Here is a 14,069-nt window from a genome sequence, read left to right as displayed (position 1 = left end):
CCTCTCAAGTCGCCGGAATTCCAATACGAAGTATGATTTTATGGTACGGATGCGTTATGTTTTGGCGTCATAGGGATTATTTATATTCCAACCCCGCAATGAGAATTTCCGGAATTCTTCTGCTGCTACCTTGGGCGAGTTCAATCGCATTCCGATGGGTTCATTGACCATTTTCCCCAATCAGCAGAGTATTGAATTCACAGTTCATACATCAGGAGATTGGCCCGTTGGATATCAGGCGTTTGCAGGCCTTCGTGAAGATCATTGATCTTGGCAGCATTTCCCGCGCCGCCGATCTGCTGAACATCGCCCAGCCCGCGCTCAGCCAGCAACTGGCTGCCCTTGAAACTTCGTTCCGCCAAAAATTGGTGATCCGGAGCAAAAGTGGCGTCACGCCTACAATTGCCGGTTCTGTCCTGTACCGTCACGTCCAGATCCTGAGCAAACAGTTCGACCGGGCCATGGTCGAAATCACCCAGGGGGCTGGCCCCCTTGTCGGCAAGGTGTCGGTCGGCCTGTCTCCATACAGCGCAGGTTCGACGCTATCCGTAGAACTTCTACGCCTCATCCGGGAGGAACTTCCCGGCATCGTCCTGCATCTGACCGAAAGCTTTGACGACATTTACAGCGAGCTGGTCATGACCGGTCGCCTGGACATGGCCGTCATACATGGCTCAGGGCCCATGAAAGGGGTCAGCTTCACGCCTTTGATGAAGGAGGAATTCTTCCTGCTCGCTCCACAGTCGCTTATCATTCCTCACGACAGCGAAAACACGGTTCAGCTCGCAGATATCACGGAGATTCCCCTTCTCGTGCCGCCCAAGCACAACTTTGTCCGCAAGGCGCTCGATATGGCATTCATACGCAAAAGGCTGGAACCGAACCTTGTCGCGGAAATCGAAGCTCTGACAACGCTTCAGGGAGCGATTCAGGAAGGGATCGGGAGCACCATTCTTCCCTGGTCGGTCGCGAGCAGAATTGCCGTTGAAGGCCAGTCGCGCATATACGCCCTGCGCAACCCGGTCATCAGCGAGAATGTCTCCCTCTGCATTCCCGAACTGGTTCCTGAAACGGAGGCATCCGTGGCCGTCCGAGAGCGGCTCATCGAACTGGCCAAGGCCATGGCATCATCACGCAACTGGCCGGGAACGCAAGCTTCTACCTAAAAGCCACTTCAACCTGTCCGACGTTGGGTCGCGTCAGGAACTCCGAACGAAGCAGACCTGCGAGTACGTCCTGAGACACCAGTTTTTCCTGAAGGACAAGCTCACGAACGCTCCGGTTTTCAGCCAGAGCACGGCGGGCAATCCGGGAACAGGTATCGTAGCCGAGAAGCGGAACCAGCGCAGTGACGATGCCGATATTCCGTTCAAACAGAAACTGGCACTGCTCGGCGTCTGCGGCAATTCCGGAGACGCATTTTGTAGTCAGAATCGTGATGGCTGCCGTGAGCGTCTTCAAGGACGAAAAAAGGCAGTATCCGATCATCGGTTCGAAAGGATTGAGCTGGAACTGTCCTCCATCAGCACACATACTCAGCGTGACGTCATAACCCGCAACGAGATAGGCCACCTGATTGACAGCCTCTGGGATGACTGGATTGACTTTGCCCGGCATAATCGAAGATCCTGCCTGCACGGACGGCAGGGTAATCTCTCCAATGCCCGCCCGCGGACCGCTCGACAACAGGCGCAGATCACTTGAAATCTTGGACAATTTGAACGCCAGCCGCTTGAGTACGCCTGAGAACAGGACGAAAGCTCCGACATCCGAAGTCGCTTCAATCTTGTCGGCAGCACCTGTTACGGCCAGACCGCTCAATTTCCCAAGCTCCCGGATAACGGCGTCCGCGTAACGTGGATCAGTATTCAGGCCCGTCCCAATCGCCGTTCCGCCAAGATTGACCGTCAGAAAAGCTTCGGACTGGCTGCGTATGTGATGGAGTTCCGTTTCCATTGCATGCTGGAATGCTCTGAACTCCTGTCCAAGCGTCATGGGTACCGCATCGCGCAACTGCGTGCGGCCGACTTTCAGAATGTCCGAGAATTCATCAGCTTTCTTTTCGAAAGCCCGAGCCAGTTCTTCCAAGGCCTCAAGTAGAGGCGCAGTTGCTGTTAGAAGCCCCAAGCGTAATGCGGTTGGGTAAACATCATTTGTGGACTGCGCCATGTTTACATGATCGTTTGGATGCAGAATCTGGTAATCACCGGGCTTTTGCCCCGCCAGTTCCAGCGCGATATTGGCGATAACTTCGTTGACGTTCATGTTGGTAGAGGTCCCTGCCCCACCCTGCATAACGTCCACAATAAAATGGTTACGATAATCATCACGGATCAACAGGGCCTGGCAGGCCGCCTCGATTAAACCGGCCCGCTCTTCATCCAGATAGCCGAGTGCCCTGTTCGTCCGCGCAGCAGCCTGCTTGACCGTCACAAATGCCCGGATGAAATCGGAAAATGCTCCGACAGGCTCCCCGCTGATAGGAAAATTATCCACCGCGCGACTGGTATGGATCCCCCACAGAGCATTCTTCGGGATACAAGCCTCTCCCAACAGGTCTTTCTCGACCCTGAAGCCATCCAGTGGCGGCATCATGTCTGCTGCAACGTCGGACCGGGATGCGGATGTCGTCATTTCGGGTATCCAGAGCTGTGATGGACCCTGAGCCTATTATTGCGTTTTCGATTCAACCCCATATGATTGTGATATAGGGTCAGACAATTTTCGGCAGTATCTCGACACCTTCGAAACGATTTACGATGCCTTCATTCGCGCATGCGCTATCCTTGATGCGGCAATGGAGACATCAATGCCCGGTTTTGCTGATCGACTGAACGGAATTGGAGTCTCGGCCTCTGCCGCCATGACCGACAAGGCCCGCGAACTCAAGGCAGAAGGCCTCAAAATTGTGAGCCTCTCTTCCGGCGAACCCGATTTCCCGACCCCCGACCACGTCGTGGAGGCTGCCATCGCGGCCGCACGTGGTGGTGATACCAAATATCCGCCGCAGGATGGAAAACCCGCACTCAAAAAAGCCATTCAGGCGAAGTTTCTGCGCGAAAACCATCTCGACTACGCCCTTGACGAAATTCTGGTCGCCAATGGCGCTAAACAGATCATTTTCGACGCCCTGATGGCCACCTGTAACACAGGCGATGAGGTTGTTCTCGCCGCTCCATACTGGATCAGCTATTCGGACATTGCGCGTCTGTGTGGCGCAAAACCTGTGCAGATCGACTGCCCGGCCGAAGACAATTTCCGCCTGTCTGCCAAAGCGCTGGATGCCGCCATTACACCCAACACCAAATGGCTTCTGCTGAACTTCCCTAACAATCCGACCGGCGCATGTTGCCCTCGTGTGGATATGGAAGAAATCGCGGCCGTCCTGCTGAAGCATCCTCATGTCTGGATCATGACGGATGATATTTACGAACATCTGCTCTATGACGGGTTCGACTTCTGCACCATTGCAGAAGTCGAACCCCGCCTGAAAGACCGTGTTCTGACAGTCAATGGCGTCTCCAAGGCCTATGCTATGACCGGCTGGCGCGTTGGCTATTGTGGCGGTCCACGGAGCCTGATTGCCGCCATGAACAACATGCAGGGACAGTCCACCAGCGGTATCAACACCATCGCGCAGGCAGCAGCCATTGCCGCCCTCGAAGGTCCGCAGGATTTTCTCAAAGAGCGTGTTGCCGAATACCAGTCCCGCCGCGATCTGGTTGTCGGTCTGCTAAATGCCATTCCGGGCGTCACGTGCCACACGCCGCAGGGCGCATTTTACGTCTACCCTGAAATCAGCGTCTGCCTGGGAAAGACCACACCCAAGGGACGTCATATCGCCACGGATGCCGATTTCGTCATGGCTCTACTAGAAGAACAGCAGGTCGCATCCGTTCAGGGGGGAGCTTACGGCATGAGTCCGTTCTTCCGTATTTCCTATGCAACCGACCGGGAAACCCTGAAGGAAGGCTGCCGACGTATCGCGGATTTTGTAAGTTCTTTAAGCTGAAAAGATGGCGGGGAAGCAGCTGAAGCCTCCCCTCTCCTTCAAAGCCGGACAGGTATCGTGGTTATCGGCCTGTCGATTCAACCTGCACAACCGGAGCTCCGTACCCCGTCAGCGCACCGTCCTTCCCGGCAACATCCACGATCGTCCCTGCCACTGGAACCAGAACCGGGATCTGTAAGGCTCCGATCCGCATCTGTGCCACCACATCTCCCGGTTGCACCAAAGTTCCGACTGCCGCCAGTTCCATCAGGACCAGAGTGCCGAAATATGGCGCACTGACTGCAATACGGCTCGAGAGAGCCTCGACAGGCGGAACATTTTCTGCAACCTGCACATCCGATTTCACGACAGAGGACGTTACACGCATAAAACAGCGTGCACCCTTACCATCGGAAAGCTCGATTGTCTCCAGCCCGGCCTCGATCAGCAGATCCGCAATCCGTGCAAGATCCTCTGCAGACGGAATGCCTTCAAACTCCGGAACCTGATTTTCTACGGCGTTCATGATGACGACCTCTCTGCAAGCCAGCGTTCGAGATAGTGAATATCGACACCTCCCTCCTGAAACTGCGGATCGGCCAGAAGCGCTTGATGAAGGGCAATATTGGTAGAAATTCCCTCAACCCGCATTTCAGCCAGCGCCACGCGCATTCGGGCAATCGCTTGTTCGCGCGTTGCGCCGTAGCTGATGATTTTCCCGATCAGAGAGTCATAGTAGGGCTGGACAGTATAGTTACTGACCACATGAGTATCCACGCGAATGCCTGGACCACCTGGAAGGTCCCACCGTGTCACCATTCCCGGAGACGGCATGAACGTTGCCGCATCTTCCGCATTCAAACGACATTCAATCGCATGACCCTGCATCAAGATATCGTTCTGACGCAGGCCAAGGGTTTCACCCTGTGCAATCCGAATCTGCTGGGCCACGATATCAATGCCGGTCGTTTCTTCCGTAATGGGATGCTCGACCTGCACGCGTGTGTTCATCTCGATGAACGCGAAGATCCCGTCTTCATACAGGAATTCGAAGGTCCCTGCCCCGCGATAGCCAATCTGTCGGCAGGCCTGAACACAGCGCTCTCCGATCCCGGCGATGGTTTCGGGCGGGATACCAGGTGCCGGGGCTTCTTCCAGAACCTTCTGATGACGTCGCTGTAGGGAGCAGTCCCGTGCGCCAAGCCAGAGTGCCGTCCCATGTGTATCACACAGGACCTGAATTTCGACATGGCGCGGCTTTTGCATGTATTTTTCAAGATACAGCGTTGGGTTGCCAAAGGCTTGCTGGGCCTCCTTGGTCGTCAGTTCTACGGCGTTCTCCAGTTCGTCCACGCCATGCACGACCCGCATGCCACGCCCGCCGCCGCCGCCAGAGGCTTTGACGATCACGGGGAAGCCGACCTCGAGCGCGATGGCCAGAACTTCTTTGGCAGAAGCCGGAAGTGGTCCGTCTGAACCCGGCACGCAGGGCACCCCTGACTCCCGCATAGCCCGCTTGGCGGTAATCTTGTCCCCCATCATACGGATGGAGTCTCCGGTCGGGCCGATGAATGTCAGCCCCGCGGCTTCAACCGCATCGGCAAAATCCGCATTTTCCGAAAGGAACCCATATCCCGGATGGATAGCTCCTGCTCCCGTCACTTTCGCCGCCAGAAGCAGGCCGTCCCTGTCGAGGTAGCTTTTCGATGCAGCCGCAGGGCCGATGCATAGAGACACATCCGCTTCACGGACATGCCGGCTGTCCGCATCGGCCTCCGAATAGACCGCCACTGTTTCCAGCCCAAGCTGACGACAGGCGCGCTGGATGCGCAAAGCAATTTCCCCACGATTGGCAATCAGAACTCTTTTGAAACGCTGCATTTTATTCATACCAGACGGAACAGAGGCGTTCCCATATCGACTTCAGTGCCACCCGCCACCAGAACTGCCTCAATCGTTCCTGCAATACCCGCACGGACTGGATTGAAAACCTTCATGGCCTCCAGCAATCCAACCTGCTGCCCTGCTTCCACTTTCTGTCCGACAACAACGTAAGACGAGGCATCCGGTGAAGGCGCAAGGTGGAAGACACCATAAGACGGTGCGGTAATGGTCGCCTGCGCATCTGAGGCAGGTGTCATCACGGAGGATTGAGGTACGACTGGTGTCGCTTCTGCTGGCTTTGCCGCAACAGCCCTCTGTCCGTTCTGCGCTTTCGCAAGGCGGACCCTGCGGCCATTTTCCTCAATCTCAAGCTCCGCAATCGGAGCCTGAGCCATGAGATCGATCAGGCGTCTGATCTGTGAGAGATCCACTGATATCAGCCCGGAGCAGAGGTTTTCTTTGCAAAATTCAGCCCACCCACGACCTGCATCGTCGGCAGCACTTCCATGAAGCTGACATTCATGCGTTGCGGCGCCAGAACCGCAAAGGCCACGGAGTTAGCAATGTCTTCAGGCAGCAGGGAATCATACTCATCGAAGAAACGCTTTTTCGCCTCGGCCATATCACCAATCAGGCGGCCGAAAACCTCGGTCTCCACACGGGCGGGCGAGACTTCCGTCACCCGGATCTGACGGCCGAACAAATCGCACCGCAACTGCTGGGATAGTGAGTGCACGCCGGCCTTTGTGGTATGATAAACCGTGTTGCCGCCTGCAAAGGCGTAGTGACCGGCAATCGAACTGATATTCACGATATGCCCGCGGTTGCGCTCAATCATTCCCGGCACCACCAGACGCGTCAGTTGCAGAACCGCACGCAGATTCACGTCCACAAGCGCATCAATATCGTCAGGCGTCGTGTTGGTGATGTTTCCTGTCCGGGACTGGCCCGCATTGTTGACCAGAACATCGACTTCCAGACCAGCGATGAGCGCCTCGAGCCCGGCCTGATCCGATACGCTGACGGCATGGGGGATACATCCCGTATCGCTTGCCAGGGCTTCAAGACGCTTTGCGTCACGGGCCAGAGCATGAACTTCAATGCCGCCTTCGCTCAACCGCCGGACAATGGCCGCGCCAATGCCTGAAGAAGCACCTGTGACGAGGGCTGTGCGGTAAGGAATATTACTCATGCGAAGAAAACCCATTGCTGAAATAAGAGAAAGACTGCCATCAGCTTGACCCGCAAGACGGAGCATCAGACCGGAATATCAGCCTGACGCTAATGGAGTTACTGTACAAACACCAAGAGCCGTTCGTTCTTGCCCCATAACATTATCCGATGGAACTCGTACTCCATCACTCAACCATAAGATTATCCGATGACCTCAAACGCCGAATTCCTCTGGTCATCATTCCCATGCCAGTCATATCGTTTCGATGCCGCCTCAAAACGGCTTTTGAGACAATGAGACGGATCCGTCACAGCCCAGGAACTGCATGTTTTGACCGCAGACACGCTTCTCACATCTGATCGGCATCACGCCAGCAGCGCGCCAGTTATCAGCATGATGGGCATGCGCGCCATACTGTTCGAAGCACCCGGCGCCTTTACCATGGAGCAACAGCAGCGGATCTGGGCACTCATTGAGCATGCCGAAAAGCGTCCTGACATTCAGGAACTCGTCCCCGGCGTCACCAACCTGCTTCTGATCTTCACCCACGCCCCGGAAGATCCGGAACAGATTACTGACTGGCTCCGCAACGCCTGGGAGAGCCTTCCGCCCCGCCAGATCACCGGACGTCTCTTTGAAGTAAATGTTCGCTATGGTGGCGCGCTAGGCGAGGATCTGGCAGCAGTCTCCGCTCATACTGGACTGCCTCCCGAAGAGGTTATCCGATTGCATCATGAAGGCGAATATACCGTATGCGCGGTCGGAAGCGCACCCGGGTTCGGGTACCTCCATGGCCTGAATCCGCGTATCGCAACTCCACGCAAATCGGTTCCCTCTCTCAACATGCCCGCAGGGACCGTAACGATCGGAGGGATGCAAGCAGGGATTTCCGCACTCACCGGCCCCAATGGCTGGAATTCGATCGGTTATACCGACATTAGTCTTTTTGACCCGTATCGCAGCTCTCCTTCCCTGTTCGCTATCGGCGATCGCATCCGTTTTTATCCGGAGAGCATTGATCTGTGATCACGATCCTCGAAACCGCGCCGCTCAATACGATCCAGGATCAGGGGCGTCCCGGCTATCGCAATCTCGGAGTTGGAAGTTCGGGAGTCATGGACCCACTTGCCCTGCAAGTTGGGAATATTCTTCTGGGTAACGCATCGGATGCAGCTTGCATCGAGCTTCAGACCTATCCTTTCGTAATCCGGTTCGACACGCTAACCAGTTTTGCCGTCACAGGGCTTGAAGTCCCCCTGACACTGGACGACAGGCCTGTTCTTGCATGGTCTGTGGAGACTGCGGCTCCAGGACAGGTACTGCGGGTGGGCGCTCCCCAAACGGGTGCCCGGGCATACGTCTGTATCGGAGGCGGCATTGACGTTCCTGTGGTGCTGGGTTCACGCAGCACCCAGCTTCGAGGCGGTTTCGGCGGAATGGCTGGGCGCTTTCTCGAGACCGGCGATGAGCTTGTCACGAAATCTGCGTCCGCTTCGCTCTCAGGTTATGGTGCGGTTCCACCAGCGCGCGTTCTTGAAAATCAATCCGGCGACGGGGAAAGCGTTCTGTTGCGCGCAGTGCCCGGAACGGATTACGCGCGTTTTACAGCTGAGGCCCGGGAGCGGTTCTGGAAGCAGGGCTGGCGCATCACGCCCCAGAGCAATCGCGTGGGATATCGCCTGAGCGGCACCCCACTTACCCCGCTCGAACGGATTGAGCTGCGATCATACGGCATTATTCCGGGCATCGTACAGGTTCCTCCAGCAGGTGAGCCTATCGTCCAGCTCGCCGATGCGAATACCGCTGGGGGTTACCCTCGCATTGCAACCGTGATCGAGGCCGATCTGTGGCGTCTGGCCCAAGCGCGGATTGGCACATCTATCCGCTTTGTCGAATGCAACCACAAGACAGGCATCGCGGCCCAGCAGCCAATCGACAGTTACCTTGATGATCTTCGCCTGATGGTCGCCCATTACCGCGCCTCCTGTCAGTCACGAAACGGCACAAACTCCCGAGGCACAGCATGAAGATCGACCTAAATTCCGACATGGGCGAAGGCTTTGGCCGCTGGCGTATCGCTGACGATGATGGGCTGATGGACGTTATTTCGTCTGCCAATATCGCCTGTGGCTTTCATGCCGGTGACTACGCCATCATGAACCGCACGGTTCAGCGCGCAAAAGCAAAAGGTGTCGGAATTGGTGCACATCCAGGATTACCGGATCTGATCGGGTTCGGCCGCCGTTCCATGTCTATTTCGGATGCAGATATGGAGGCCATGATGGTTTACCAGATCGGCGCGCTTCAGGCCGTGGCCGCCTTGCACGGACATCGAGTCACGCATGTCAGCTATCACGCTACCTTCGGAAACATGGCCAATGCCGATACTGGTCTGGCGTTGAGGCTTGCCCGCGCCATCGCCGCGCTGGATCGTGAACTGACAGTGTTCTGCATGCCCGGACAACTGACGGAGCGTGCAGCGGAGACGGCAGGACTTCGTGTTCAGACACTGTTTCTTGCAGACCGGGCCTATACAAGTCTTGGAACACTTGTTCCGCGCGACCAGCCGGGCGCCGTCATCCACGATCTGACTGCCATCAGAGCGCGTGTCAGACAGTTTCTTGAAGACGGGTCTGTCACGACTTCTGTGGGATCAAGGCTTCAGGTCAAAGCACAGTCCATTCTGGTGCATAGCGATACGCCGGGATCACTGGAGCTGGCAAAAGCCATCCGCTCAGAAATTGAAGCGACCGGGGCAGTCCTGACACCGGCGTTCCGACTTCACGATTGCCAATCATAATGCCTCTGACCAGTCCTGCAGACACTGCTGCGTCAGTATCGTGCGTCAAGGTATGAGTTAAAATGAAGCATGATCTGAAACGCGGCGCCCTGCTTCTGGCATCGGCCACGTTTTTTATTGCGGCGCTCAATGCTCTTCAAAAGCTCACAGGAACGCGACTTCCAGCTCTTGAAATTATCTTTTTCCGCAACCTCTTTTCTCTGCCTTTTGTACTTCTGATCGCCTTCAGAACAGGTATGGTCCTCAGAACGCATCACTTTTCTGGTCACCTGACCCGATCTGTCGTCGGACTGATCAGCATGATTATGATCGTCATCACCGTGACACGGTTGCCGCTGGCAGAACAGCAGGTCCTTTCCTACACACAGCCCCTGTTTCTTGTGCTTCTCTCAATCCCGTTGCTAGGCGAACGGCCCTCCCTTCAGCGCTGGATTGCAGTTCTGATCGGGTTTTCAGGTGTCGTGGTTGTTGCTCTTGGAAAAGGGCTTCTAAATACGAACGCTACATCAGTGTCCACCATCATCTATCTGCTGGCGCTGGCACAGGGAGCGGTCGGTGCGCTGACGACCATGCAGATCCGCCAGCTTTCGGCCACCGAGGCCAGTACAACGATTTCGTTATGGCAGGCCATTCTCATGACGCTCATGACGGCTGCGCCCCTCCCTTTCATCTGGGTCACACCGGGATGGCAGGATGGTTTGTGCCTGGTGGTCGTGGGCGCTTTTGCCGGAATTGCACAGGTTCTTCAGACTGAGGCTTTTGCTTCGGCGCAGGTCTCTGCCATTGGCCCATTCGCCTATACGGGTCTGCTCTGGGCTGCACTGATCGGTTGGCTCGGCTTTGGCGAAATTCCCAGCTCCGCCATGGCTGCCGGAGCAGTTCTGATCATCGGGTCAGGCGTCTGGATGCTGCGCCATGACCGGGCAACGAAAGCCAGATCGACAGTCGCGGCAACAGTTGAAGCTGCCGAGGGCTCCTGAGCTTTCCTCGTCTTTCCATACCCATCACCACACCCAACTGCAAAAACTCCCGGAGAATGACAGCGTGACACCCGATCAAGCCACAACGTTCATATCCCGGAAACTGAATATTCCGTCTCGATACATATTTTTTCTTTTGGTCTTTCTGATGTACGTCATCAGCTACGGTGACCGTGCAGCGCTTTCCATTGCCCTGCCCACGCTCGGAAAAGAATTCACACTTTCTCCCGTACAGATGGGCTGGGTCTCCTCCAGCTTTCTCTGGTCGTATTTCCTGTTGAATCTTCCTTCAACCATGCTCCTCGACCGCAAAGGCGCGCGGCTGATCGGCAGTCTAGCAGTATCAATATGGTCTTTTGCAATGTTGCTGGGGGGAATGGCTCACAACATTACCAGGTTCCTGATGACGCGTGTTCTCCTCGGCGTCGGAGAAGCACCGACCTTTGGTGTCGGCGCTACGGTTGTCCGTAGCTGGGCGCTCCCAAAAGAACGCGGCTCCGTTATGACGATTCTATTGACCGGCATGCAGCTTGGACTAGCCGGAGGCACGATCGCCGGTGCTTATCTGATCGCGTTCTTCGGCTGGCGCTTCGAATTCATGGCACTCGGAGTGATCGGGCTGGTCTGGGCCGTAATCTGGTGGCTGGTCTATCGCGCTCCAGCCGACAGGACGTCTCGCCCTGCCCGCGCGCCCTTCTCCCTCGGATCAATCCGGAATCTTTTCAGATCACGGTCTTTTCTGGGTATTCTCATTGTCCAGTGTACCCAGAACTACCTGAATTTTCTGGTCATGTCTTGGATGCCACTTTACCTCATTCACGAGCTTCATATTGATATTACCGGAACAGGTAATCGGACAGCACTCTGCTATCTCGCCGCTGCTGCTGGTGCGATCGTCATCGGCCGTATTCTTGAACATTTCACTTTCCGGAACGGCATCCATCCACCACGCCGCAGGTTCATCGTTGCAGCTTGCCTGGGAGGAGCCGCAACGATCGGCTTTCTCCCCCGGTTCCATACCATGACACCCATTCTCCTCATCCTTGGCAGCTCGCTAGCCTGCCTTATTGCAGCGAACGGGGCGAATACAGCGTTACTTACGGACCTAGTTGAGGAAGGAGATAAAATTGGCACGGTGACAGGGGTTACTCTTACATGCAGCAATTCTCTTGGTCTTTTTGCACCAATTATAACAGGATATATAATATCATATACTGGTCGCTTCGATATCGCCTGGTATGCATGCTCAGCATCCCTAGTGTTAGCAGGAGCTATTTCACTTATTCTAGTCAAAAATCCAATTTCCATAATGTATGATGAAAAATAATCATCAACACATAGATGAAATAATCGAAAGCCCACTGCTTTTAAGACCTCCTGCGTGATTCCATTCTTCCGCTTCTGATTAGGCTCAAGCCCAATTAATATGAGTGATTGGGTGTGATTCAGACACTGTGAAAAGACTGAAGATGAGCGACCTGTTTTCTGATCTTCGACACTCTGTCGCTTCCGCCACTTTGCAACGGTTTTCGGATTGATCCCGAACTCCTTGCTCAGCGCCGCGAGCGAGGCCTGCGATCGCTGTATTGCTGGCTCGTACGCCGTACATGGTCGTGGCGCTGCCATGACGTCTCTGTCCCATCAGGCTTCCTTCCACTCTCGTGAAAATATCACACCACTAAAATACGGGACTAGACAACTAGAAGAAGCCCGCGACACGCAGACGACGTTTGAAACTATCCAGAAAGGCACGCACACTGGCCTGCGTATATTTCCGGTTGGGCAGCACGGCGTGAAGGTCGATTTTCTCTCCCTGCAAATCAGGAAAAATCCGCACGAGCCTTCCCTGTTCCAAGTCATGATGAACATCACAGAGCAACTTGTAGGCAATCCCTTCCCCCGAAAGCGCCCAGTCATGAATAATCTCGGCATTTGTACTCGAAAGACGGGGTTCGACCGTTATGATCTCGGTCTGTAGGTCGTTGCCGATAACCCAACGGTCCAGAAGAGCCATTGTCTTGTTGCGCCTCAGACAGAGACAATCATGGGCAGCTAGGTCTTGCGGCGTCACCGGTTGAGGGCGACGGGCCAGATACTCAGGTGATGCACACAGGACCCGCACTGTCGAGGCCAACCGGGTGACAACCGCATCGGGAGAATCAGGAAGGCCCAGACGCAGAACGACATCGAGAGAGTCACTGGTGTCATAAAAACCTTCCGAGGCCAGTGCCAGATTGACCAGAAGATTCGGATATGTGGCGCTGAAAATCGCCAGAAAAGGTGCGATCAGGCGTCGTCCAAGTTCTACCGGAGCGCCGATCCCGAGTGTTCCCCGGGGAATGTTGGTGTTGGACGAAATTTCTTCTTCCAGACCGTCAATGAGCGCCAGAATTTCCACCGCGCGCTCATGGTAGATCCGCCCGTTTTCACTCAGCCCGAAATGCCGCGTATTCCGGACAACCAACAGGCTGCCCAGCCGACTTTCCAAACGGGCAAGACGACGGGACACCGTCGCAGGCGATGTCTGGAGATTGCGAGCACAGGCGGTCAAACTGCCGGAGGCGACAAGATGGGCAAAGAAGCGCAGGTCCCCTGTTTCGTCATGGCGCATCCTGCCCCCCCTAAAACGAAATTCGATTCATTATTGCGCCTGACGTAATATTCCCTTTCGAATGATGCGCCTACTGAAAGATGATCGGTCTGCGTTATAGAACGCCCGGAAACGCTACACAGGGTCGGGAAAACAGCATGGCTTCAGTCTTTCCAGTCACGACGTCTGACGACGGAAATCCAGAAAAGCCAACCCTAAAAGATCAGCTTGTCGGCACCTGGAAACTCGTATCCTACCAGGTGGAAGAAAAAGATACGGGAACATTCATCAATGCGATGGGCCCTTCACCACGCGGACGGGTCATTTTTACGCCTGATGGATGGGTGGCGTTCAATCTAGAGGGTAGCCATCGCCACCCGGCTGAAACGGAAGCCGATTATCCGGGCCTTATGAAAACGCTAGTGGCCTATATCGGGCGCTATCGCGTCGAGGGAAACCAGTGGATTACGCAGGTTCAAACAGCCTGGGCACCAGAATGGGTGGGCACGGAACAACGCCGGACCGTTGTGGTCAGCGGCACAACTGCAGACGTTACGACGCCGTGGCGGAAGATGCCGAACTGGGCTCAGGGACGGCTGTCGCGCAGCCTGATCCGCTTCCAGCGCGCAGATGACAGCGCGTAAGGGCTC

Annotated in this window: 14 protein-coding genes and 1 pseudogene; 8 read left to right on the top strand and 7 right to left on the bottom strand. The window is 55.5% G+C overall.

From position 1 onward, the window contains the following. Positions 1 to 227 precede the first annotated feature (227 nt). Complete coding sequence (locus tag IGS75_RS07640) at positions 228 to 1,166, top strand: LysR substrate-binding domain-containing protein (protein ID WP_202256500.1); 939 nt, start codon at positions 228 to 230, stop codon at positions 1,164 to 1,166. On the opposite strand, the gene IGS75_RS07635 is transcribed toward IGS75_RS07640, so the two are convergent. Continuing rightward, positions 1,159 to 2,634: an aspartate ammonia-lyase gene (locus tag IGS75_RS07635; protein WP_237468713.1), complete on the bottom strand. Its 1,476-nt coding sequence runs from the start codon at positions 2,632 to 2,634 to the stop codon at positions 1,159 to 1,161. The genes IGS75_RS07640 and IGS75_RS07635 overlap by 8 nt on opposite strands. Positions 2,635 to 2,809: 175 nt before the next feature. Between IGS75_RS07635 and IGS75_RS07630 the strand changes: the two genes are divergently transcribed. Beyond that, positions 2,810 to 4,012 carry a pyridoxal phosphate-dependent aminotransferase gene (locus IGS75_RS07630; RefSeq protein ID WP_202256499.1) on the top strand — a complete coding sequence of 401 codons (1,203 nt, stop codon included), beginning with the start codon at positions 2,810 to 2,812 and terminating at the stop codon, positions 4,010 to 4,012. A 61-nt stretch (positions 4,013 to 4,073) separates the two neighbouring features. Here IGS75_RS07630 and IGS75_RS07625 read toward each other — a convergent pair whose 3' ends face one another. From IGS75_RS07625 to IGS75_RS07610, 4 genes are read right to left on the bottom strand one after another with little or no spacing between them, the layout of a single operon-like run. Beyond that, the gene (locus IGS75_RS07625) at positions 4,074 to 4,517 is read right to left on the bottom strand and encodes a hypothetical protein (protein ID WP_202256498.1); all 444 of its coding nucleotides are present in this window, start codon (positions 4,515 to 4,517) and stop codon (positions 4,074 to 4,076) included. After that, positions 4,514 to 5,881 (bottom strand): acetyl-CoA carboxylase biotin carboxylase subunit, encoded by a 1,368-nt coding sequence (gene accC / locus IGS75_RS07620; RefSeq protein WP_202256497.1) that lies wholly within the window; start codon positions 5,879 to 5,881, stop codon positions 4,514 to 4,516. The genes IGS75_RS07625 and accC overlap by 4 nt, the downstream gene beginning before the upstream one ends. Further along, positions 5,878 to 6,306, bottom strand: a complete 429-nt coding sequence (locus IGS75_RS07615; protein ID WP_141352557.1) for an acetyl-CoA carboxylase biotin carboxyl carrier protein — start codon at positions 6,304 to 6,306, stop codon at positions 5,878 to 5,880. Before IGS75_RS07615 ends, accC begins: the two co-directional genes overlap by 4 nt. A 5-nt stretch (positions 6,307 to 6,311) precedes the next feature. Continuing rightward, a complete protein-coding gene (locus IGS75_RS07610; RefSeq protein WP_202256496.1) occupies positions 6,312 to 7,067 on the bottom strand; it encodes an SDR family oxidoreductase in 756 nt (251 codons plus the stop codon). Between the two features lie 375 nt (positions 7,068 to 7,442). Here IGS75_RS07610 and pxpB point away from each other — a divergent pair, with 375 nt between their 5' ends. From pxpB to IGS75_RS07585, 5 genes are all read left to right on the top strand, one after another. Further along, a complete protein-coding gene (gene pxpB, locus IGS75_RS07605; protein WP_202258354.1) occupies positions 7,443 to 8,075 on the top strand; it encodes a 5-oxoprolinase subunit PxpB in 633 nt (210 codons plus the stop codon). Beyond that, complete coding sequence (locus IGS75_RS07600) at positions 8,072 to 9,076, top strand: 5-oxoprolinase subunit C family protein (protein WP_202256495.1); 1,005 nt, start codon at positions 8,072 to 8,074, stop codon at positions 9,074 to 9,076. Before pxpB ends, IGS75_RS07600 begins: the two co-directional genes overlap by 4 nt. Next, the gene (locus IGS75_RS07595; RefSeq protein WP_202256494.1) at positions 9,073 to 9,849 is read left to right on the top strand and encodes a LamB/YcsF family protein; all 777 of its coding nucleotides are present in this window, start codon (positions 9,073 to 9,075) and stop codon (positions 9,847 to 9,849) included. The genes IGS75_RS07600 and IGS75_RS07595 overlap by 4 nt, the downstream gene beginning before the upstream one ends. Positions 9,850 to 9,911: 62 nt before the next feature. Further along, positions 9,912 to 10,829 carry a DMT family transporter gene (locus IGS75_RS07590; RefSeq protein ID WP_202256493.1) on the top strand — a complete coding sequence of 306 codons (918 nt, stop codon included), beginning with the start codon at positions 9,912 to 9,914 and terminating at the stop codon, positions 10,827 to 10,829. 148 nt (positions 10,830 to 10,977) lie between these two features. After that, positions 10,978 to 12,156: an MFS transporter gene (locus tag IGS75_RS07585; RefSeq protein ID WP_202258351.1), complete on the top strand. Its 1,179-nt coding sequence runs from the start codon at positions 10,978 to 10,980 to the stop codon at positions 12,154 to 12,156. 149 nt (positions 12,157 to 12,305) lie between these two features. Here the strand turns inward: IGS75_RS07585 and IGS75_RS07580 are convergent. Continuing rightward, a pseudogene (locus IGS75_RS07580) lies at positions 12,306 to 12,471 on the bottom strand (IS481 family transposase); the annotation flags it as partial. A gap of 57 nt (positions 12,472 to 12,528) precedes the next feature. Beyond that, the gene (locus tag IGS75_RS07575) at positions 12,529 to 13,440 is read right to left on the bottom strand and encodes a LysR family transcriptional regulator (protein WP_202256492.1); all 912 of its coding nucleotides are present in this window, start codon (positions 13,438 to 13,440) and stop codon (positions 12,529 to 12,531) included. 137 nt (positions 13,441 to 13,577) lie between these two features. Between IGS75_RS07575 and IGS75_RS07570 the strand changes: the two genes are divergently transcribed. After that, positions 13,578 to 14,063, top strand: coding sequence for a lipocalin-like domain-containing protein (locus tag IGS75_RS07570; protein WP_237468712.1), 486 nt, complete (start codon positions 13,578 to 13,580; stop codon positions 14,061 to 14,063). The last annotated feature ends 6 nt before the right edge of the window (positions 14,064 to 14,069 follow it).

Origin of the sequence: Gluconobacter sphaericus (assembly GCF_016757795.1) — a bacterium.
Taxonomy (GTDB): domain Bacteria; phylum Pseudomonadota; class Alphaproteobacteria; order Acetobacterales; family Acetobacteraceae; genus Gluconobacter; species Gluconobacter sphaericus.
Note: the sequence above shows the minus strand (reverse complement) of the source record. Positions and strands in the feature narration are given on the sequence as shown.